The organism is Streptomyces sp. NBC_01537 (assembly GCF_045040445.1).
Taxonomy (GTDB): domain Bacteria; phylum Actinomycetota; class Actinomycetes; order Streptomycetales; family Streptomycetaceae; genus Actinacidiphila.
Map to the genome: position 1 here is coordinate 7,847,284 of NZ_CP109392.1, position 21,598 is coordinate 7,868,881.

Here is a 21,598-nt window from a genome sequence, read left to right on the forward strand (position 1 = left end):
GACGGGCTGGATCACCAGCCCGTCCGGCGTTAACGGAAAGCGGAGCGCCTAGTAGAAGTCCCCGCGGACCTCCACCGCGCCGCCGGAGCCGTCGCCCTGGGCCGCGTACAGGTCGCCTCCGGCATCCCGGCCGCCCTTGGCGTGGTTGTACTGGCCCGCGAAGACATGGGTGCCCGTGGGCAGGGTCTTGCCGGACTTCAGGGTCCAGCGGTAGACGAGGGCGCCGTCGACCTCGGTGACGGTCACGTCGTAGTCGCCGGAGGCAACCGTCGACCAGGAGCCGGTGCTGGCCACGCCGTCGGTCTTGATGACGCGCAGTTCGACGGTGAGCGAGGTCAGCGGCTCGCTGTTCTTGACGGTGACGTTGCTCTGCGCCCAGAAGTCGTTGCTGCCCGAGTCGATCGAACCGTCCGACCAGAGGTAGCCGTCCTGCGGGTGGTTGCCGCGCTTGATGATGCCGGGGGAGGTGGACGCGGACGCCCCGGCCGTGGCCTTTCCGGTCGGCGTCGCCTTGTGGCTGGACGCGCCGGACGGCGGCGTGACCGGCCGGGCGGACTGCGAGACCGTCGGCGTCGGCACGTCGGGGGAGTTGACCACGGTCTGCGGAGTCTGCGGGGGCTCGTCGCCCGCGTTCACCGTCAGGCCGACCGCGAGCCCGCCGATCCCGAAGGCGCCGACCAGCCCGGCCGTCACCCCCACGACCCGCGCCCACGGCGCCGGGCCAGACGGCGAGCGGTGCCCGCGCCGGCTCCCCGGCTCCGGCAGCGCCATCCCGCGCTCGACCCGGGCCAGCATCCGCTCCCGGTTCGGCTGGTGCGCCAGTCCCGCCTGCCGCAGTTGTGTGCGCAGGTCGCTCAGTGCCTCAGGGTGCTTCCGGCCGCCCATCAGTTCCTCCGTCCCGCGTGTCCGGCAGTTGCCGCCGCCGTCTCGCCGCCGCGAGGTGGATCGCCGCCCAGTACCCGTACGGGGCCGGCCGCGCCGAGCAGCTTCTCCAGCTCCGCGATGCCGCGCGACGTCTGGCTCTTCACCGTACCGACCGAGATGCCCAGCGTGACCGCTGTCTCCTTCTCGGACATGTCGAAAGCATGCCGCAGCACGACGCACGCACGCTTGCGGAACGGAAGTCTTCGCAGCGCTTCTCGCACGTCCAGCACCGCCGGCACGTCCGGATCGTCCACGCGCTCGCTGCGCTGGCCCCAGAAGAGTGCGACCCTGCGGCGCTCCCGCACCAGGCTGCGTATGCGCGACCGGGCCAGGTTCGTCACCACCCCGCGTGCGTACGCCGCCGGATGGTCCGCCGAGCGGACCCGGTCCCACTGGTGCCACATCGCGACGAGCGCGTCCGCCGCGAGGTCGTCCGCAGCATCCGAATCACCCGTCAGGAGGTAGGCCAGACGGGACAGTTCATTGTGATGCCGCTCGAAGAACTCATGGAACTCGGCAGCGGCGACATCGTCGACGGCTGTGCCCACGGTGACCTCTCCCCTGACTCGCTGCCATGCCCTGCGGATGGTGCGTGAGCGTATCAGCGCGGCCGGAGTTGTTCGAGGTGTGGCGCTCAAAACCGAACAAAACACAGCGTCACGACGCCCCTTGAGAAGTCGCCGAAAAAACTTTGGAATCCGCGGCAACCTATCCGCCACCGGCGGCGACCTGCATGTGGGACTGAAGAGAATGGCCCCTCTCGCGTCCCCCGCCGCCCGCGGTCGGAACCGTAGCCCTGGCCCCCCATGCCAACGGCCCGACCGCGAGCGGCAACCTCTTCTTGACGCCGGACTCCGTCCGGCGGTCAGCCGGTGAAGGAACCGGGGCCGAAGCGGCCCCACGCAATGAATGCCGCCAGCGCGAGGTAGACCAGGTTCAGCGCCACGAACCTGGCTTCGCCGAGTCGGCCATGGGTGACCATCGCGCCGACCATCAGCAGGACCCAGCAGACGGCAGTCACCGGCACCAGAACCGGGGCGATGTCGACCACAGCGGGCAGGATCAGGCCCAGCGCAGCCAGGAGCTCGAGGATGCCGAGGGTTTTGACGAAGCCGACACTGACGTCTTCGGTCCATCCCCCGCCATGGGCCGCGGCCAGTTTCTCCTTGGGTACGAAGGCCTTGCTGACGCCGCCCGCCAGGGCTACCACGGCCAGCAGCCCGGCACCGATCCACAGTGCGAGGTTCATGAGGTCACGCTCCCGCCACTCGACATCTCGCCTCCACCTCTCCGGTGGGGTTCCGGCATGGAGACGAGAGACGCCGGCGATTTGTGACAGTGCCACGTCGGCGCAGGTAGGCGCGTCTGTCGTACCCCCATGCCACGCTGTCCTTGGCTGAACGCGCAGCCAACACGGGGACGCGGAGTGAGGTCTCGCCCGGAGAGCCGGGCGGGGCCTCACGGATGGCGGGCGACTCGTAGAGTGCCCGGTATGGGCGAACGCGAGACGCTGCACATCAGGGGCCGGATTCTGGTGGGGCCGGAGGAGACCCGGGACGAGCTGTGGGTGATCGACGGCAGGGTCAGCTACGACCGGCCGGTGGGCACCCTCGACGCGGTGACCGTCGAGGGCTGGGCGCTGCCCGGGCTGGTGGACGCGCACTGCCATGTCGGCCTCGGCCACCAGGGCGCCGTGGACGCGGAGACGTCGGAGAAGCAGGCGCTGACCGACCGCGACGCGGGGACGCTGCTGCTGCGGGATGCCGGGTCGCCGGCCGACACGCGGTGGGTCGACGACCGCGAGGACCTGCCCCGCATCATCCGGGCCGGCCGCCATATCGCCCGTACGCGCCGCTATATCCGTAACTTCGCCTGGGAGATCGAGCCCGAGGACCTGGTCGCGTACGTCCGGCAGGAGGCGCGGCGCGGGGACGGCTGGGTGAAGCTGGTCGGGGACTGGATCGACCGGGAGACGGGGGACCTGGGCGCCTGCTGGCCGCGCGGGGCCGTGGAGGCGGCGATCGCGGCCGCCCACGAGGAGGGCGCGCGGGTCACCGCGCACTGCTTCGCGGAGGATGCGCTCCGCGACCTGGTCGAGGCGGGCATCGACTGCGTGGAGCACGCCACGGGCCTGACGGAGGACACCATCCCGCTCTTCGTGGAGCATGGCGTCGCCATCGTCCCCACCCTCGTGAACATCGCCACCTTCCCGAAGCTCGCCGCCCCCGCTGACGCCAAGTTCCCCCGCTGGGCGGACCACATGCGCCGCCTGCATGCCCGCCGCTACGACACCGTGCGCGCCGCCCACGACGCCGGCATCCCCGTCTTCACCGGCACCGACGCCGGCGGCTCCCTCGCCCACGGCCTCATCGCCGACGAGGTCGCCGAGCTCACCCGCGCCGGCCTCCCCGCCCTCGACGCCCTCGCCGCCGCCACCTGGTCCGCCCGCGCCTGGCTGGGCCGCCCCGGCCTCACCGAGGGCGCCCCGGCCGACCTCGTCGTCTACCCCTCCGATCCCCGGGCGGACGTACGGGTGCTGGCGGCCCCCAGCCGCATCGTGCTCCGGGGGCGGGTCGTCGGGTAGCCCCCCGATTCGGGTGATCGGGCCGGAACCGGCTGACCCGTATAGGGCCTTTGTGCTGGTATCGGAGGTGACCGATCCGAACCACGGCACAGGACGGGGAGAGCAGCCATGACCAGGCGAGGACCGCAGAAGTACCCGGGAGCGTCGCGGCGCTACTGGTGGCAGGACGACTACGGCGGCGACGCGATGGAGGTCAATGTCGTCGTCCTGCACACGACGGAGGGCCGGAACGTGCCCTCGTACGAGGAGGGCGCGAGCGCGCCGAATCTGACGGCGCTGCCGGACTTCGAGGCGGAAAAGCTGAAGTGGTACCAGCACTTCGACATCGACATCTCCTCCCGCGCGCTGGTCAATCTGCGCGGCGGCGTGGAGACCAACACCCTCAACGTCTGCCAGGTGGAACTGGTGGGCACCTGCGACCCGGACCGGCACGAGCGCTGGGGGAGCGGGCGGCACATCTACTGGCCGCAGGCGCCGGAGTGGGCGCTGCGCGAGGTCGCGCGGTTCCTGGCGTGGATGAACGAGGAACACGACGTGCCGCTCAGCGGGCCGAAGCTGTGGAAGCCCTACCCGGAGTCGTACGGGTCGGGGAACGGGCAGCGGATGTCGGGAAAGGCGTGGAACGCCTTCAAGGGTGTGTGCGGGCACAGCCACGTCCCGGAAAACCTGCACGGGGATCCGGGAGCCCTCGATTTCGCGAAGCTGATCGAATACGCGAGGGAGTACGCGAGTTGACGGTGCGTGACCCGCGGCGCGGGCCGCTCGTTTCACACTCTCGCGCAAGTGACCGGCCAATACCGTGGTCCGGGTGACGCAGGGGAACGGGCGTGCCGAAAGATTCGACCGTGGATGCGAAAACCACCCTTTGGAGTGAACTGGCGGCAGGTAGCCGTCACTTCACTCTCAGTGCGTAAATCATGGCGGGCGTCGAGGTCCTCGGCGAACGCGCTGTCCCCATCAGCGGCGCCATGGACCCATGCCAGTTGGGGGTTTTCCACCTTGTACAGCACTGCCTTCAGCATGCCCGCCGCCGCCGCGCTCGCGGCGGGCACGCTTGTCCTGTCGTCCGCGGTGAGCGCGCACGCGACGGAGAGCACGAGCAGCGGGAAAGCCACGGCCGCCGTCCTGCGGGCCGGGCTCGATGTGTCGCTGCTCAGCAAGTCGGCCGACGTGCCGCTGAATGTGTCCCTCAGCGATGTGCACGCGCCCGCCGACTCCGGCCGTACCGCACTGACCGCGAGGCTCGACGCGGTCGACCACGGGCGGCCGTTCAGCGTGCTGCGGGCCGAGGTCGCCACCGCCCGGGCGACGGCGGACGGCCGGAAGGCCGAGGGCTACGTGAACGTGGTCGGCGCGCGGGTCAATGTCCCGGGCCTGCCGCTGCTCGGCCTGATCAAGGCGGAGACGATCACCTCACGGGCGACCTGCGAGGTCGGGAAGCCGCCGGTGGCGGAGTCGAATCTGCTGGGGAGGGTGTCAGTCCTCGGGAAGCGGGTCACCCTCAGCGCGGGCGGCCCGACGAAGGTCACGGTGCCCGGGATCGGCGAGGTGCGGCTGGACCTGTCGAAGCGGGAGACCACCTCCCGAACGGCGGCGGCCACCGCGCTGGTGCTGACGGTGGCGGTCGATCCGCTCAACCTGAACGTGGCCGAGGTGACCGGTCGGGTCACGCTGGCGGCGGCGACCTGCGAGACGCCCGGGGGAGCCGGCACCGAAAGCTCATCCGGTACCGAAACCGCCTCCGGTAACCCCGGTAACGAATCCGCCTCGGGTACCGAAACCGCCCCCAGCGCCGGAACCGAGGCCCGGGCCCAGAACGTCGCCACTACTGACGCCACGGAGCAGAACCTCGCCGACACCGGCGGCAGCGCGGCCACCCAGTACCTCGCCGCAGGCGCGGCGGGCCTGCTCGCCGCCGGCAGCCTGGTGGCCTACGCCGCCCGCCGGCGCAGGCCGGCGCCGGTGGACGTCAAGGACTGACGGGCCTAGGGTCTGGCCGGTGGGTCTCCGTGGGTGAAGGAGCGGGGTCTGGTGCCTGTGATCGCAAGGCGCCGGAGCGCCCACAGGGTGGTTTCCTGTGGGCGTTTCGGCAACGCCGCGAGCGCTGGTGCCAGGGCACGCGACGCCACGGAGATCCACCGGCCAGACCCTAAGGGGGAAACGTGGAGGGCGGCGACAGTGTCCGGCGCCGCCCTCCACCCCTACCCTGAGGGAGGGGTAAGCGCGAGGGCCTGTCCGGCGGACAGGCCTCAGGCCGGGGGGGCTTCATGAACGAGGGCACGCTGTTCGGGGGACGGTACGAGATCCGGGGGCTGCTCGGCTCGGGCGGCATGGCCCGCGTACACCTCGCCTACGACACCCGGCTGGCCCGGACCGTGGCGCTCAAGACGCTGCTGCCCGAGCTGGCCCGCGACCCCGAGGCCCGCCGCAGGTTCGCGCGCGAGGCACGGGCGGCGGCCGGGCTGAACCATCCGGGAATCGTGACCGTCCACGACCAGGACGAGACCAAGACGGACGGAACCGACGGCGACGAGGTCGTGCCGTATCTCGTCATGGAGCACATCGAGGGCCGCACCCTCTCCGAACTCGCCCGCGAGCAGGCCCCGCTGGAGATCGACCGGGCCATCCGCATCACCTGCGACATCCTGGACGCCCTCGCCCACGCCCATGCGCGCGGCCTGGTCCACCGCGACGTCAAGCCGTCCAACGTGCTGATCGCGACCGGCGGTTCGGTCAAGGTCGCCGACTTCGGTATCGCCCGCGTCGTCCACTCCCTGTCCCGCATCACCGGCACCGGCACCTCGCTGGGCACACCCGGCTACATGTCGCCCGAACAGGTCGCCGGCCACGAGGTCGACGCCCGCAGCGACCTCTACTCGGTCGGCTGCATGCTCAACGAACTCCTCACCGGCACCGTCCCCTTCCCCGGGCTCACACCGCTGTCGGTGATGTACGCCCACGTCCACCAGACCCCGCCGCCGCCCTCGGCCCGCAACCCGCGCGTGCCGCCCGCGCTGGACGCCATCGTGCTGTCGGCGCTGTCCAAGAACCCGGCGCTGCGCCCGCAGAGCGCCCCCGCGATGCGGGACGCGCTGACGCGCTGGCAGCGGCGTCCGGAGCCCCAGCCCCAGCACCTTCCTGCGCCGCCTTCCACGCCGCCGATGCCCCTGCCCGCGATGCGCCCGCCGCTCCACCCCGCGTACAACCCGCCGCAGCAGACCTGGATCCTCGCCCCGCCGGTGCCGCGCCCCGCGCGCCGCCGCCGCTGGCCGGTGATCACCGCCGTCACGGCCGGCGTCGTCACGGCCGGCGTCATCGGCACCCTCCTCCTGCACCCCTTCGACGGCAAGGGCGACAAGGGCGGCTCCGGCACCCCCACCGCCCTGGACCTCGTCGACCAGCGCCGGACCGCCAGCGGCTACAACGGCGCCCTGAACGCCGCCGTCAACCCCTCCACCACCAAGGGCGGCACGCTGAAACTGATCTCCCAGTACGCCCCGGACTCCCTCGACCCCGTCCGCAGCTACTCCCCGCTGACGTGGAACCTGAGCCGCCTCTTCCTGCGCAAGCTCGTCGACTACGCCCCCCAGCCCGGCAAGGCCGGCGCCAAGCTCGTCCCCGACCTCGCCACCACCACCGGCACGGTCACCGACGGCGGCCGCACCTACACGTACACCCTCAAGGAGGGCCTGCGCTTCGAGGACGGCACCGCGATCACCGCCCAGGACATCAAGTACGGCATCGAGCGCGGCTTCGCCACCGACCTGTACAACACCGGCCCCACCCACCTGCGCGATCTGCTCGACCAGGGCCAGAACTACCCCGGCCCGTACAAGGACACCGACTCGGACAAGCTGGGCCTGGACAGCGTCGACACCCCCGACGAGCGCACTGTGGTCTTCCATCTCGACGCGCCCTTCGCCGACTTCCCGTACGTCCTGGCGCTGCCCGCGGCCTCGCCCGTCCCGAAGTCCGAGGACACCAAGGAGAGTTACCAGAAGCGGCCGGTGGCCAGTGGCCCGTACGAGATCGCTTCCTACGTACCGGACAAGAGCCTGAGGCTCGTCCGCAACGAGGACTGGGACCCCGCCACCGACCAGATCCGCACAGCGCTCCCCGACGAGGTCGACCTCACCGTTGTCGGCACCCAGGCCGAGGTCGACCAGGCGCTCCTCAACGGATCGGCGGACCTGGACCCCGCCCAGGCCGGTGTCGAGGCCGCCACCGGCACCAAGATCCTCGGCGACACCGCCCTCAAGGCCGACGCGGACCTCGCCCAGACCGGCGCCGTCCGCTACTTCTCCCTCCAGACCGCCGTCGCCCCCCTGGACGACTACCGCTGCCGCTGGGCCGTCCAGTACGCCACCGACCGCACCGCCCTGCGCGACGCGGCCGGCGGTGCGCAGGCCGGCGACGTCGCCGGCGGCATGCTCCCGCCGACCGTCGGCGGCTACGACGAGCACCTCGACACCTACGGCACCGTCAGCGGGCAGAGCCAGCGGACGCAGGCCGAGCGTTTCCTCAGCGAGTGCGGAAACCCCGATGGCTTCAAGACCACCATCGTCTCCCCGGAGGGCGACACCGAGGGCAAGGCCGCCGCCGAGGAGCTGAGCCGGCAGCTCGCCCTCGTCGGCATCGAGGCCACCGTCGAGCACCCCGCGCCCGCCGACTTCTGGCCCGTCCTCACCGACCAGGCCAAGCTCAAGGAGAAGGGCTGGGGGATCGTCCTCAGCCGCTGGCTCGCCGACTGGCCCACCCCCGCCGGCTTCCTGCGGCCCCTGCTGCTGCCAGACAGCCCCTACAACTACGCCGCCCTCAACGACCGCGACATCAACGGCCTCATGGACGAGGCCGACGCCAAGACCAACCGCAACGCCGCCGACAACCTCTGGCGCACCGTCGACTCCACCGCCCAGGACCGGGGCACCCTGCTGCCCTTCATGTACGAGCGCCGGCTCAACTACCGCTCCGACCGGCTGACCAACGTCTACCTGCACCCGGCACTCGGCGGCGTGGACCTGCAGGCGCTGGGCGTGGCATAAACAGCCCGTCCGGCGATTGAGGACGGCCTCAGCCCAGCGCCTTGGCGAGCGCGTCCACGAACCGGTCCGTCGTGTCCCGGTCCCGCACCGCGACCCGCAGCCACTCCGGCCCCAGCCCCGGAAACGTATCGGCCCGCCGCACCGCGAACCCCAGCTCCCGCAACCGCTCCCGCACAGCCGCCGCGCCCGGCAGCCGTAGAAGCAGAAAGGGGGCCGCGGGGGAGCCCCCCGCGACCTGGACGGCGGGGAACTCGGCGAGCCGGGCGAGGAGGTGGTCCCGGTCGGCCGCGATGGAGACGGCCGCCGCCTCAGCCTCGGCCACCGCCGCAGGCGCGACGCAGGCGCGGATCGCGGCCAGCCCGGGCGTGGACACCGCCCACAGCGGCTGCGCCCGCTCCAGCGCGGCCACGTGGTCGGCTCCCGCCAGCACATAGCCGATCCGGAGCCCGGCCAGCCCCCAGGTCTTGGTGAGACTGCGCAGCACCACCAGCCCTGGCAGATCGCGCCGCCCGGCCAGGGACTCGCGCTCGCCGGGGACCGCGTCCATGAAGGCCTCGTCGACCACGAGAGTGCGCCCGGGGCGGGCGAGCCCGGCGATGGCGTCCGCCGGGTGCAGCACGGACGTGGGGTTGGTCGGATTGCCGATGACGACGAGGTCCGCGTCGTCCGGGACGGCGGCCGGGTCGAGGGTGAAGCCCCGGGAGCCGTCGAGCAGCACCCGCTCGACCGCGTGCCCGGCATCGCGGAGCGCGGCCTCGGGCTCGGTGAACTGGGGGTGCACCACGACCGGCCGGCGCGGCGAGAACGCCCGCGCGACCAGCACGAAGGCCTCGGCCGCGCCCGCCGTCAGCAGCACCTCCGCCGGGGGACGGCCGTGCCGTACGGCGACGGCGTCCCGCGCGGACCGCCCGTCGGGATAGGCGGCGAGCCCGTCCAGCGAGGCGGCGATCCGGTCCCTGAGCCAGCGCGGGGGCGTGCCCGTACGGACGTTGACGGCCAGGTCGACGAGACCGTCGCCGTCGTCGCGCACTTCCGAGTCGCCGTGGTGGCGGAGGTCGTAGCCGTCAGTGGGCATGGTGATGATGTCCATCGTGGCCGTGGCTGTGCGACGGGTCGTCCGGGTGGTGGTGCGGCTGCTGGGGCAGGCCGACGCGCTCCTCGAAGCCGGGCAGCTTGATGCGGTACATGCAGGTGTCGCAGTTCATCCGCAGATCGCCCTTGAGCGTCTCCCGGTACCGCTCCATCACCAGCTCCGCCAGCTCCGGCTCGGGGCCGATCACATCCGCCTGCCGCACCTCGACCTCCGGGTGCGCCGCCGCCCAGCCCTCCGCCTGCTGCCGTACGCGCTCCGGCAGGATCCCGGTGAACAGGAAGTACGGCAGCACCACGACCCGCCTGGCCCCCAGCCGCGCGCACCGGTCGAGACCCGACGGCACGTCCGGCGCCGCCAGCGACACGAACGCCGTCTCCACGCCCGCGTAGCCCCGGCCCTCCCACAGCAGCCGCGCGACCTTGCAGACCTCGGCGTTGGCGTCCGGGTCGGTCGAGCCGCGGCCGACCAGCAGCACGGTGGTGTCCGCGCGCTCGGCCAGCGTGACCTGCTCCTCCAGCCGCCGGTCCAGCACCGCCAGCAGCCCCGGATGCGGGCCGAGGGGGCGCCCGTACGCGTACGACGTGCCCGGGTGCCGCTGCTCCTCCCGGGCCAGCGCCGCCGGGATGTCGCCCTTGGCGTGCCCGGCCGACACCAGCACCAGCGGCACGGCGGCGAAGCGGCTCGCGCCGCCCTCCACCAGCTCGGCCACGGCGTCCGCCAGCGGGGGCGGCGACAGCTCGATGAAGCCGCCGCCCACCGGCAGCCCGGGGTTGCGCTCGCCGAGCTGCCGTACGAAGTCGCGGAAGGCCTCGGCCCCGGCCTCGTCACGTGTTCCGTGGCCGACGAGAAGGAGTGCGGGCGGGGTCACAGGTCTTGCTCCTTGTTGGGGTTTTCCGTGTAGAGCAGGGCGTTCAGCGCGGCCGCGGCCACCGCCGAACCGCCCTTCTCCGAGACGTTGCTGACGGCGGGCAGGCCGGAGGCCCGTAGCGCCGCCTTGCTCTCCGCCGCGCCGACGAAGCCGACGGGCAGTCCGATCACGAGCGCCGGTGCCGCGTCCTCGATCAGGAGCAGCTCCTCCAGGGCGGTCGGCGCGCACCCGATCACCCACACCGCGCCGGGCCCCACCTCCTCGTACGCGAGGCGGACGGCATGCGCCGAGCGAGTAAGCCCCGGCCCGGACCGTGCCTCCTTCAGGCGGCACACCGCCTTGCGGGTGGTGATGCCGGCGGACACCATCTCCACGTCCGCGACGATCGGCGCGCCCGCGAGCAGCGCCGCGTGCGCCGTGACGAGCGACGGCTCGTCGCAGACCAGGTCGTCCGCGTAGTCCAGGTCCGCGCTCGAGTGGATCACCCGCTCGACGACCGCGCGGGTCAGCGGCGGGAGTTCGGTCGTGTCGAGCCGCGACCGCAGAATACGGAAGGACTCCTGCTCGATCGGGTGGACCGTGGCGCGGGTCATCGGGCTCCTCCGTGACTGCTGGTCGTTTCGTCGATGGCGTCGACCGGGCACACGTCGATGCACTCCAGGCATCCGGTGCACAGCTCCGCGAGCACGTACAGGCTTCCGCCGTCCGGCCGGATGGCATGCGTCGGGCAGGTCAGCAGGCACGCCCCGCAGCCCGCGCAGCGGTCGGTGACGTCCACCGCCGGGATCACGTCTGCCACCGGTAGCCGCGCGGGGTGACCATCCGTCCCGCGACCTCGCGGGTGGCCGTGTTGCCGACCGTGACGACGGTGACCATGTCGACCGTCGTCACATCCAGCGCCGCCAGGGTCGTGACCTCGCTGCGCTCGTCCGGGCGGGACGCGGCGTGGACGACGCCGACCGGGGTCTGCGGGGTGCGGCGCTCGCCGAGGATGGCGAGGGCCTTCGGGAGCTGCCAGTCGCGGCCGCGGCTGCGGGGGTTGTAGAAGGTGACGACGAGATCGGACTCGGCGGCCGCCCGCACCCGCCGCTCGATGACCTCCCACGGGGTGTGCAGGTCGGACAGGCTGATCGACACATGGTCGTGCCCGAGCGGCGCCCCCAGGATCGCGGCGGCCGCCAGCGCCGCCGTCACCCCGGGCACCCCGACGACGTCGATGTCGGCGCTGGCCTCGGCCAGGGCGGGGGAGGCCATCGCGTAGACCCCGGCGTCGCCGCTGCCGATGAGGGCGACGGCGTACCCAGCGCGGGCCTCGGCCACAGCACTGCGGGCCCGCTCCTCCTCCGCGCCGAGGCCGGATTCCAGGATCCGGGTGCCGGGGCGGAGCAGATCACGGATCTGGTCGACGTACTGGTCCAGGCCGACCACGACCGCCGCCCGGCGCAGCTCCTCGCGGGCCCGGGGCGTCAGCAGGTCGCGCGCGCCGGGGCCGAGCCCCACCACCGAGAGCCGCCCGCGCGGACGCCGCCGTGCCACCGCGGCCGTGGCCATCGCGGACTTCCGCTTCTGGACGACCAGTTCGCCGCCCTGCCCCGCCGCCGCCAGCGCCGCCGCCTCCGCCACGGACGGCGTCCCGACCGCCGCGAGCGGTGCGGCGGACGGGTTCGGCACCTCGATACCGGCCAGCGTCCCGGCGGCGTACGTGAGCAGCGGTACGTTCAGCCGCTCCGCCGCCGCCACGATCCCGGCCTCGTCCGCCTTGGCCTCCACCGTCGCCAGCGCCGCCACGGACCGGGCCGACAGCCCGGCCCCCTCCAGCGCCTCCCGTACGAGCCCCAGCACCTCCTCCGCCGCCACGCCCCGGCTGCCCCCGACCCCGACCACGAGCGACGCGGGCCGCAGCACGGCGGTGCGTTCCCCGGCCGGCACGACGAGGTCCGTCACCCGGATCTCGGCCTCCCCCGCCTCCCCCACGTTCGGCGGCAGCGCCGGCAGCGGCCACACCGCGTCCGCCCGCATCGCCACCGGCTCCCCGTCCAGCATCGCCCGGCTCACCGCCGCGATCGCCCCCTCCACGGGGAGGCCGAGCATGTCGAGCCCGTACGCGTCCACCGCGTCCGTCGCCGTGGTGATGACCGGCGCCGTCCCGAGGACCTCGGACACCGCCGCTGCGAGCGCGTTCGCCCCGCCCCCATGCCCGCCCAGCAGCGCCACGGCGTGCCGATGCGCTTCATCGACGCACACCACCCCCGGGTCGGTCGCCTTGTCGGCGAGCAGCGGGGCGATCAGCCGCACGGCTGCGCCCGTTGCCAGGAAGCAGACCAGCTGCTCGCACTCGGCGAACGCGACGGTGACGGCCTCACGAACCGGGCCGTCGTACACGCGCGCACGGTCCGGCCAGGCGGCGGCGAGTCGTTCGCAGCCGCGCTGTCCCGCCGCGGTTGCGGCTATCAGCCCGATCACGTTGTTGCTCCTTCAGGGTCTTCAGTGGTTTCAGCCTGTCCGGCGTTTGAGGACCGGGGGTCTGGGGGTGGGGGTACCTCCCAGGCGAAGCTCTGGGGGAGAGCCCCCAGCGGGTCCGGGCAGAGCCCGCCACGCGGCGCCAGCCGCATATCGGATGCAGCGGGAAGGGGCGGGGTGGGGGAGGAACCCCGCTCACCCCAGAGCACGAACACCGGGTTGGCCGCCGCCAACCGGCTCACCCCACCCGGAAGCGGCGCAAGCCGCGAGGACTGCAACAGCACACCGTCCACCACCAGCCCCGCCTGGGAGAGCGCCGCCCGGACCTCCGCCACCCGGTCGATCGCCGCGAGCGTCACCACGACAACGCGCCGCGCCCGAAGGGCGGACGCCGCGACGATCGCCGCCAGGTCACCACCGCCCCCGCCCACAAAAACCGCGTCGGGCTCCGGCAGCGCGTCCAGAACCGATGGCGCGGACCCATGGACCACCTGGACATCGACCCCATGGGCGACCGCATTGGCCCGGATCCGCTCGACGCCGTCAGCGGCGCGCTCGACCGCGACCACCGCCGCGCCGAACCGGGCGCATTCCACCGCCACCGACCCCGATCCCGCGCCGATGTCCCACACCAGCTCACCCGTACGCGGCCCGAGCCGGGCCAGGGCCAGCGCCCGGACCTCGTACTTGGTGACCATGGAATCGCGGTGGGCGAAGGCCTCCTCCGGCAGCGCCCACCCCGCCGGAGCGGGCGGAGCACCGGCGACCGTAACGGCGCCGGGAGCGAGCGCGCGGCGCTCGTCCAGGCACAGCACGACGCTCACGCCGACCCCCGACCAGTCCCGCGCCGCCGCCTCCGCCGGGGACAGCCGCTCGACCGACTCCTCCGCCGTCCCGAGCGCCGCCGCGACCACGAGCCGTCGCTCGATGCCGGCGCCCGCCAGAGCCGCGCCCAGCTCGGCGGGCCCGGCGCCCGGCCCGGTCAGGACGGCCGTCTTGGGGTGCGCCCGGCAGACGTTGACCGCCGTACGCGGATCGCGCCCGTGGGCGCTCACCACGACCGCGTCGTCCCAGGTCAGCCCGAGCCGGGCGAAGGCCACGGCCACCGACGGGGACGACGGCCGGACGTCCAGCGCGGCCGCGCCGAAGCGCTCGGCCAGCGCCCGTACGATCCCGAAGAACCCGGGATCGCCGGAAGCGAGGACGACCACCTGGCCGTCCTTCGCGAGGTGCTCCCCGATCGCGTCGAGGGCCGGGGCGAGCGGCCCGAGGACGATCCGCCCGACGCCCGGCGGGAGCACGGCGGCGTCGACATGCCGCCGACCGCCGACGACAAGCGTGGCGTCAGCCGGGATCGCGGGAACGGCAGTCCCTGTCCCGGTACCGATGACCGTAATCACGACAACAGCCCCTCACCCCACCGGGCGATGACCTCACGCCCGGTGAAGTCCACCATCGCCGCCTCGGCCGCGACCTGCCGGTCGGTGAAGCGCTCCATGACATCGGCGACCCGGCGGCACAGCTCAAGCCCGGCCGGGGCCAGCAGCCCCGCCGCATCCCACAACTCGTACGCGTGCCGTGCGGTGTTGGCGGCCGCGACCTCGTCCGCCAGTGCGCTGTCCCCGCCCACCGCACGCGTGATGTCGGCCAGGACCTCCGTGTCGACCTTCGAGCGGGTGTAGTGCGTCATGAGCACGCCCGACGCGAGCTTGGTCAGCTTGCCGGCCATGCCGACGAACACGACCCGCCCGACCCCCAGCTCCAGCGCCCGCCGCAGCGCGGCCCCCGTGAAGTCGCCGACCTCGATGAAGCACACCGGCGGCAGCTGCGGCAGCAGCTCCATCGCACCCTTCTCCGTACGGCCACCGGTGCACAGCACCACCGCCGGCTCGCCCTGGGCGGCGGCCACCGCCACCGCCTGCTCGACGCTCGCGCGCCAGGAGGCGGTGGAGAACGGCCGTACGATCCCGGTCGTGCCGAGGATGGAGATCCCGCCCAGGATGCCGAGCTTGGCGTTGGTGGTCTTCTTCGCCCGCTGCTCGCCGTCCGGCACGCTGATCGTGACCTCGACCCCGCGTGACGCCAGGTCCACGACCTCGCCCACCGCCTGCGTGATCATCGCGCGCGGCGTCGGATTGATCGCCGGCCCGCCGACCTCCAGCCCCAGCCCCGGCTTCGTCACGACCCCGACCCCGATGCCGCCGTGCAGCCCGATGCCCGGCTCGTCCCGCCAGCTCACCGTCGCCGTCAGCCGCGCGCCGTGCGTGACATCCGGATCGTCCCCGGCGTCCTTCACCACCACCGCCTCCGTACGCCCCGCCCGCAGCTCCGCCGACCGCTCCACCGCGAACGTCACCCGCCGCCCCGACGGCAGCCCGACCTCCACCCACGGCTGGGGCGTCCCGGTCACCAGGTGCAGCGCCGCCGCCCGCGCCGCCGCCGACGCACAGGTGCCGGTCGTCCAGCCCGTGCGCAGCGCCTTGGGACGCACCTTGGCGGTGCGCGGCAGATCGGGCTCGCGCAGCGGCGGTTCCTCGTACGGTGTGTCGCTCAAGGTCCGTCCCTCCTTTCAGGTCTGGTCGGTTACGTACGCTACGCAGGCTCAGCCGCGCGACTCCCGGAGCGCGCGGCGCGCCACCGGATCGGCCCTGCGATAGCCGTGGAAGTGGCCCGGGTGGTACAGGTGCGAGCGCGTGCCGGTCGCCGACAGGGCGGGGCCGACCAGGAAGAGGGTGTGCTTCCAGAGCTTGTGCTCCTTGACCGTGGCCTCCAGCGTCGCGATGTCGCAGGACAGGACCAGCTCCTCCGGCCAGGTCGCCTGATACGCCACGATGACCGGGGTGTCGGCCGGATAGCCGCCCTCCAGCAGTTCCGTCACCAGCTGGCCCGACCGGGCGGCCGACAGGAACAGCGCCATCGTCGTCCCGTGCCGCGCGAACTCCCGGACCTCCTCGCCCGGCGGCATCGGCGTCTTCCCGCCGCCCAGCCGGGTCAGGATCACGGACTGCGCGACCTCCGGAATCGTCAGCTCGCGCTGCGCGATGGCGGCCACGGCGGAGAACGACGACACCCCCGGCACGATCTCGACATCGACGCCCATCGCCGCGCACCGGTCGACCTGCTCCTGCGTACCGCCCCACAGCGCCGGGTCGCCGGAGTGGATCCGCGCGCACTTCAGACCGTCCCGCTGCGCACGCTCGTAGACCGCGACCACGTCCTCCAGCGACATCGTCGCCGAGTCCAGGATCTCCGCACCCTCGCGGGCGTGCTCCAGCACCTCGGCCTGCACCAGGCTCGCCGCCCAGATCACGATGTCCGCGTCCGCGATGGCCTTGGCGGCCCGGAAGGTCAGCAGGTCGGCGGCACCGGGACCGGCCCCGACGAACGTCACCTTGCCCGTCACAGTTTTCCTCCTCGCGAGTCCCGCGACGCGGGCGCGATCAGCGTCGACAAATACGGCAGCGGCCCGTCCAGCAGCTCGCTCGCCGGCCGGATGGCCTCCTCGTCCAGCCCCAGCGCCGACCCCCACACCGCGCCCTCCGTACGGCCCGTCTCGCGCAACGCCGTCGCGACCTCCTCGGCCAGCCGCCCGAACTTGTACGCCACCACCGTCCCCGGGCCTTCCAGCGCCTCCTTCAGCACCGCCGCCCCCGCCGTCACCGGCACCAGCGTCAGCGGCTCGGTCCCCTCGGCCAGCACGGCCCCGCTGCGCGCGGCCAGGTCCTGCATCGCCGTGATCCCCGGCACGCTCTCCACGGCCACTCCGTCCACCAGCTCCGCAACGGTCTGCGCAAGGTAGGTGAACGTCGAGTAGACGTTGGGATCCCCGATCGTCGCGAACGCCACCACGTCATGCGCATGCAGCAGTTCGGCCACCTTCGCGCCCGCCGCGTCCCACGCCGCCTCCCGCCGCGCGCGGTCGCTGCGCTCGTTCAGCGCGAACACGACCCGTACGACCTTCTCCTCGGGCACGTAGTGCAGCACCGTCGCCTCGGCCCGGCCGCGCTCGAGGGTGTCCATGACCGGCACCACCACGACATCCGCCATGCGCAGCACGTTCACGCCCTTCACCGTCACCAGCTCCGGATCGCCCGGGCCGACCCCCACCCCGATCAGACGGCTGCTCATACTCCCTCACACCTCTCTACGAACCTCCGGGCGAGCGACGGTTCCGCCGCCCAGTGCACATGCAGGTACGAGGCGTGCACACCCTCCTGAACGAACCCCTCCAGCCGCCGCGCGGGCCTCGTCAGCCCCCACGCCGCCGACCTGTTCCTCGTGCCGTCCTCGCGGGCGCTGCGCTTGCTTCGGTCGGCTGCGCCGGACTCCGTCCGTCGTTCCGGGCCTCCGCCCGCCCCCGCCCCGGGCTCCACCACCGTCCGGTGGGCCCCATTCCTCGTGCCGTCCTCGCGGGCGCTGCGCTTGCTTCGGTCGGCTGCGCCGGACTCCGTCCGTCGTTCCGGGCCTCCGCCCGCCCCCGCCCCGGGCTCCACCACCGTCCGGTGGGCCCCATTCCTCGTGCCGTCCTCGCGGGCGCTGCGCTTGCTTCGGTCGGCTGCGCCGGACTCCGTCCGTCGTTCCGGGCCTCCGCCCGCCCCCGCCCCGGGCTCCACCACCGTCCGGTGGGCCCCATTCCTCGTGCCGTCCTCGCGGGCGCTGCGCTTGCTTCGGTCGGCTGCGCCGGACTCCGTCCGTCGTTCCGGGCCTCCGCCCGCCCCCGGTTCCACCACCGTCCGGTGGAACTCATGCCCCCGCACCCGGGTTCCGGCCACCGCCAGCACGTTGTCCGACAGGGCCACCGCCTCGCGGTAGCCCAGCGTCAGGCGATCCGTCATGCGCGCGGTCGCGTCGAGCACCCCGCACATCGGCTTGCCGTCCAGCTCGCGGGACAGGTACAGCAGGCCCGCGCATTCGGCGGCGATCGGCCCGTTGAAGGTCGCGACCGCCTTGCGCAGCGGCTCATTCGCCGACAGCTCGGGTGCGTACACCTCGGGGAAGCCGCCGCCGATGACGATCCCGGCGGTGCCTTCCGGCAGCGCCTCGTCGTGGAGCGGGTCGAAGGTCACGACCTCCGCCCCGGCGGCGGCCAGCAGCTCGGCGTGCTCGGCGTACGAGAAGGTGAAGGCGGGGCCGCCCGCGACGGCGACGACTCCAGCCCGTCCGGCGTCGGCGGCCACCACGGCGGCCGGATCCCACGGCTCCGCCCCAAGTGGAGGCGTGCTGCGCGCAAGCGCCAGCAGCCCCTCCAGGTCGCACCCGGCGCGCACGCGCGCCGCCAGAGCCCGCACCGACTCCACGGCCTCCGCCCGCCGCTCGGCGACCGGCACCAGCCCGAGGTGGCGCGAGGGCGCGCCCACCGCACCGTCGCGCCGCAGGGCACCGAGGACCGGGACCCCGGACTCGTCCAACGCGGCGCGCAGCAGCTCCTCATGCCGGTCCGACCCGACCTTGTTCAGGATGACGCCCGCGACCCGCACCTCCGGGTCCCAGGAGGCGAAGCCGTGCACGAGCGCGGCCACCGACCGCGACTGCGAGGACGCGTCGACCACGAGCACCACCGGCGCGCGCAGCAGCTTCGCCACATGCGCGGTGGAAGCCAGCTCGCCTTCTCCCGAGGCCCCGTCGTACAGCCCCATGACACCCTCGACGACCGCGAGATCCGCATTGCGCGCGCCGTGCAGGAAGAGCGGGGCGACAAGCTCCGGCCCGCACATGTAGGCGTCGAGATTGCGCCCGGGGCGGCCCGTCGCGAGCGCGTGATAGCCGGGGTCGATGTAGTCCGGCCCGACCTTGTGCGGGGACACGGCGAGCCCGGCCTCGGCGAATGCCGCCATGAGGCCGGTCGCGACGGTCGTCTTGCCGCTGCCGGAGGCCGGCGCGGCGATGACAAGTCTGGCTACCACTCGATGCCCTTCTGGCCCTTCTGGCCGACGTCCATCGGGTGCTTGACCTTGCCCATCTCGGTGACGAGATCCGCCGCCCCGATCAGCTTCTCCGGGGCGTTGCGCCCGGTGATGACGACGTGCTGCGTCCCGGGCCGGTCCCGGAGCACGGCGACGACCTCGTCGACGTCCACCCAGCCCCAGTGCATCGGGTACGCGAACTCGTCGAGCACGTACAGCCCGTAAGTCTCGGCCGCCAGGTCCCGCTTGACCTGCTCCCAGCCCTCGCGGGCCGCTTCCTCACTCGACTCCATGTCGCGCTGGACCCAGGACCAGCCCTCGCCCATCTTGTGCCAGGCGACGCTCCCGCCCTCGCCGGAGTCGCCGAGCACGCGCAGTGCCCGCTCCTCGCCGACCTTCCACTTCGCGGACTTCACGAACTGGAACACTCCGATCGGCCAGCCCTGATTCCATGCCCGCAGCGCGAGCCCGAAGGCGGCGGTCGACTTTCCCTTCCCGATCCCGGTGTGCACGACGACCAGCGGACGATTCCGCCGCTGCCGCGTCGTCAGCCCGTCCTCCGGCACGACACTCGGCTGTCCCTGCGGCATTACGAGGCCCTCCGTACGTCCCGTACCAGCGCGGACACGGTGTCCGCGCGCAACTCCTCCAGGGTGATCGCGGCCCCGGCCAGATCGCGTGCCAGCGCGCCCGCCAGCCCGAGCCGCACCGGCCCCGACTCGCAGTCCACGACCACCGAAGCCGTGCCCTCGGCCGCCAGCAGCCGCGCCGCCCGCGAGGCCAGGGCGACGGGCTCCGGTCCTCCGGTCGCCCGCCCGTCGGTCACGACCACGAGCAGCGGCCGCCGCGAGGCGTCCCGCAGCCGCTCCACCCGCAGCACCTCACGCGCCTTGAGCAGCCCGGCGGCCAGCGGGGTGCGCCCGCCCGTGGGCAGCTGCCCGAGCCGGGCCGCGCCCGCCTCCACGGAGGAGGTCGGCGGCAGCGCCAGCTCGGCGCCCGAGCCCCGGAAGGTGATCAGGCCGACCTTGTCGCGCCGCTGGTAGGCGTCCAGTAGCAGCGACAGCACCGCGCCCTTGACCGCGCTCATCCGCTGCCGCGCCGCCATCGACCCGGAGGCGTCCACGACGAACAGCACGAGATTGCCCTCGCGCCCCTCCCGTACGGCCTGCCGCAGGTCGTCCCTGCGTATCACCAGCCCCGGCCCGCTGCGCCCCCGCGCACGCTGGTGCGGCGCCGCCGCCTGCACGGTCGCGGCCAGGTGCAGCTTGCCCAGGGCGCCCTGGGGCCGCCTGGCCCCCGTCGTCCGGCCGTGGGCCGTACGCGCCCGCGACCGGCGCCCGGCCGTCCCGTCCCCGAGCCCCGGCACGGTCAGCGCCTTGGCCTTGAACGGCTCCCCGGCGGCGGCCGGCTTCTGCTCGGCGCCGCCTCCGGGAACCGGGACCGGCTCGGTGTCGGCGCCGGACCCGTCGTCCTGCGGTCCCTCCTGCGGTCCGTCCTCCGGCGGCTGCCCGCCACCGTCGTCGGGGCCGTCCGGATCCGGGTCCGATTCCGGTTCCTCCCCCTTGTTCTGCTCCAGCGTCTCGTCGAGCTTCTCCTCGTCGAGCCCGGGCGCGTCGAAGGGGTTCCGGCGCCTGCGATGCGGCAACGCGAGCAGCGCCGCCTGCCGTACGTCCTCCGCCAGCACCTCCGTACGCCCCGCCCAGGCCGCCAGCGCGGTCGCCGTACGGGCCATCACGATGTCCGCGCGCATGCCGTCCACCTCGAACGCCGCACACGTCGCCGCGATCTGCCGCAGCGCACCGTCCCCCAGCCGTACCGACGGCAGCAGTGCCCGTGCCCCCGCGATCCGCGCGCGCAGCGCGCCCTCCTCGGCCTCCCACTTCGCCCCGAACGCCGCCGGGTCCTCGTCATACGCGAGCCGCCGCCGTACGACCTCCACCCGCTCGTCCGTCTCCCGCGACGCCGCCACCTCGACCGTCAGCCCGAACCGGTCCAGCAACTGCGGCCGCAGCTCGCCCTCTTCCGGGTTCATCGTCCCGACCAGCAGGAATCGCGCCGCGTGCCGCACGGACACGCCCTCCCGCTCGACGTACGACGCGCCCATCGCCGCCGCGTCCAGGAGCAGGTCCACCAGGTGGTCGTGCAGCAGGTTGACCTCGTCCACATAGAGCACCCCCCGATGCGCCGCCGCCAGCAGCCCCGGCTCGAACGCCTTCACGCCCTCCGCCAGCGCCCGCTCGATGTCCAGCGCCCCCACCAGCCGGTCCTCCGACGCCCCGACCGGCAGCTCGACCATGCGCGCGGGACGCGCCGCCCCCGGTGCGTCCGCGTGCGGCCCGTCCGGGCAGGCGGGGTCCGCCGCCGCAGGGTCGCAGCTGAACCGGCACCCGTGGACGACCTCAAGCTCCGGGATGAGGGCGGAGAGCGCCCGCACGGCGGTGGATTTGGCGGTGCCCTTCTCGCCTCGTACGAGCACGCCGCCGACCGCCGGCGACACGGCGTTCAGCAGCAGCGCCAGCCGCAGATCGTCCATCCCGACGATTGCGCTGAAGGGGTAAGGGGTGCTCATGCGAGTTCCTTCATTTCAGCCCGTCCGGCGTTTGAGGACACGCCCGCAGGGCGTTCGGGGTCCGGGGCGGAGCCCCGCCACGCGGCGCCAGCCGCATATCGGATGCAACGGGAAGGGGCGGGGTGGGGGAGAACACCCGCCGTAAGGGTCACCGC

At 73.3% G+C, this 21,598-nt stretch carries 18 protein-coding genes and 1 pseudogene; 4 read left to right on the forward strand and 15 right to left on the reverse strand.

Annotated elements, in window-relative coordinates; all coding sequences use genetic code 11:
• Positions 1–48: 48 nt before the first annotated feature.
• The 3 genes from OG607_RS36035 to OG607_RS36045 form a co-directional block, all read right to left on the reverse strand.
• Positions 49–885 carry a hypothetical protein gene (locus OG607_RS36035; protein ID WP_405732640.1) on the reverse strand — a complete coding sequence of 279 codons (837 nt, stop codon included), beginning with the start codon at positions 883–885 and terminating at the stop codon, positions 49–51.
• Positions 885–1,472: a SigE family RNA polymerase sigma factor gene (locus OG607_RS36040; RefSeq protein WP_405732643.1), complete on the reverse strand. Its 588-nt coding sequence runs from the start codon at positions 1,470–1,472 to the stop codon at positions 885–887. Before OG607_RS36040 ends, OG607_RS36035 begins: the two co-directional genes overlap by 1 nt.
• A gap of 317 nt (positions 1,473–1,789) precedes the next feature.
• A complete protein-coding gene (locus tag OG607_RS36045) occupies positions 1,790–2,173 on the reverse strand; it encodes a DoxX family protein (protein WP_405732646.1) in 384 nt (127 codons plus the stop codon).
• Positions 2,174–2,416: 243 nt separating this feature from the next.
• On the opposite strand from OG607_RS36045, the gene OG607_RS36050 reads away from it, so the two are divergent.
• The 4 genes from OG607_RS36050 (at position 2,417) to OG607_RS36065 (ending at position 8,550) form a co-directional block, all read left to right on the forward strand.
• Positions 2,417–3,508 (forward strand): amidohydrolase family protein, encoded by a 1,092-nt coding sequence (locus OG607_RS36050; RefSeq protein WP_405732649.1) that lies wholly within the window; start codon positions 2,417–2,419, stop codon positions 3,506–3,508.
• A gap of 108 nt (positions 3,509–3,616) precedes the next feature.
• Positions 3,617–4,243, forward strand: a complete 627-nt coding sequence (locus OG607_RS36055) for a hypothetical protein (RefSeq protein WP_405732652.1) — start codon at positions 3,617–3,619, stop codon at positions 4,241–4,243.
• A gap of 264 nt (positions 4,244–4,507) precedes the next feature.
• Positions 4,508–5,488: an SCO1860 family LAETG-anchored protein gene (locus tag OG607_RS36060; protein ID WP_405732655.1), complete on the forward strand. Its 981-nt coding sequence runs from the start codon at positions 4,508–4,510 to the stop codon at positions 5,486–5,488.
• Between the two features lie 287 nt (positions 5,489–5,775).
• Positions 5,776–8,550 carry an ABC transporter substrate-binding protein gene (locus OG607_RS36065; protein ID WP_405732658.1) on the forward strand — a complete coding sequence of 925 codons (2,775 nt, stop codon included), beginning with the start codon at positions 5,776–5,778 and terminating at the stop codon, positions 8,548–8,550.
• A 28-nt stretch (positions 8,551–8,578) separates the two neighbouring features.
• Here the strand turns inward: OG607_RS36065 and cobC are convergent, their stop codons facing one another.
• From cobC to OG607_RS36125, 12 genes and pseudogenes are all read right to left on the reverse strand, one after another.
• Positions 8,579–9,625, reverse strand: coding sequence for an Rv2231c family pyridoxal phosphate-dependent protein CobC (cobC, locus tag OG607_RS36070; protein WP_405732660.1), 1,047 nt, complete (start codon positions 9,623–9,625; stop codon positions 8,579–8,581).
• On the reverse strand, positions 9,615–10,511 hold the full coding sequence (locus OG607_RS36075; RefSeq protein ID WP_405732663.1) for a sirohydrochlorin chelatase: 897 nt from the start codon (positions 10,509–10,511) through the stop codon (positions 9,615–9,617). The genes cobC and OG607_RS36075 overlap by 11 nt, the downstream gene beginning before the upstream one ends.
• Positions 10,508–11,104, reverse strand: coding sequence for a precorrin-8X methylmutase (locus OG607_RS36080; protein WP_405732666.1), 597 nt, complete (start codon positions 11,102–11,104; stop codon positions 10,508–10,510). The genes OG607_RS36075 and OG607_RS36080 overlap by 4 nt, the downstream gene beginning before the upstream one ends.
• Positions 11,101–11,301, reverse strand: coding sequence for a DUF362 domain-containing protein (locus tag OG607_RS36085; RefSeq protein ID WP_405732669.1), 201 nt, complete (start codon positions 11,299–11,301; stop codon positions 11,101–11,103). Before OG607_RS36085 ends, OG607_RS36080 begins: the two co-directional genes overlap by 4 nt.
• Complete coding sequence (cobJ, locus tag OG607_RS36090; protein WP_405732672.1) at positions 11,298–12,974, reverse strand: precorrin-3B C(17)-methyltransferase; 1,677 nt, start codon at positions 12,972–12,974, stop codon at positions 11,298–11,300. Before cobJ ends, OG607_RS36085 begins: the two co-directional genes overlap by 4 nt.
• A complete protein-coding gene (cbiE, locus tag OG607_RS36095; RefSeq protein WP_405732675.1) occupies positions 12,971–14,371 on the reverse strand; it encodes a precorrin-6y C5,15-methyltransferase (decarboxylating) subunit CbiE in 1,401 nt (466 codons plus the stop codon). The genes cobJ and cbiE overlap by 4 nt, the downstream gene beginning before the upstream one ends.
• Positions 14,368–15,525 (reverse strand): cobalt-precorrin-5B (C(1))-methyltransferase, encoded by a 1,158-nt coding sequence (locus tag OG607_RS36100; protein WP_405732678.1) that lies wholly within the window; start codon positions 15,523–15,525, stop codon positions 14,368–14,370. Before OG607_RS36100 ends, cbiE begins: the two co-directional genes overlap by 4 nt.
• Before the next feature lie 48 nt (positions 15,526–15,573).
• Positions 15,574–16,374, reverse strand: a complete 801-nt coding sequence (gene cobM, locus OG607_RS36105; protein ID WP_405732681.1) for a precorrin-4 C(11)-methyltransferase — start codon at positions 16,372–16,374, stop codon at positions 15,574–15,576.
• The gene (cobI, locus tag OG607_RS36110; protein ID WP_405732684.1) at positions 16,371–17,099 is read right to left on the reverse strand and encodes a precorrin-2 C(20)-methyltransferase; all 729 of its coding nucleotides are present in this window, start codon (positions 17,097–17,099) and stop codon (positions 16,371–16,373) included. Before cobI ends, cobM begins: the two co-directional genes overlap by 4 nt.
• Before the next feature lie 557 nt (positions 17,100–17,656).
• Positions 17,657–18,874, reverse strand: a pseudogene (locus OG607_RS36115) (cobyrinate a,c-diamide synthase); the annotation flags it as partial.
• Positions 18,868–19,464, reverse strand: coding sequence for a cob(I)yrinic acid a,c-diamide adenosyltransferase (cobO, locus tag OG607_RS36120; protein ID WP_405732686.1), 597 nt, complete (start codon positions 19,462–19,464; stop codon positions 18,868–18,870). The pseudogene OG607_RS36115 and the gene cobO, both read right to left, overlap by 7 nt.
• On the reverse strand, positions 19,464–21,443 hold the full coding sequence (locus OG607_RS36125) for a putative cobaltochelatase (RefSeq protein WP_405732689.1): 1,980 nt from the start codon (positions 21,441–21,443) through the stop codon (positions 19,464–19,466). Before OG607_RS36125 ends, cobO begins: the two co-directional genes overlap by 1 nt.
• Between the last annotated feature and the right edge of the window lie 155 nt (positions 21,444–21,598).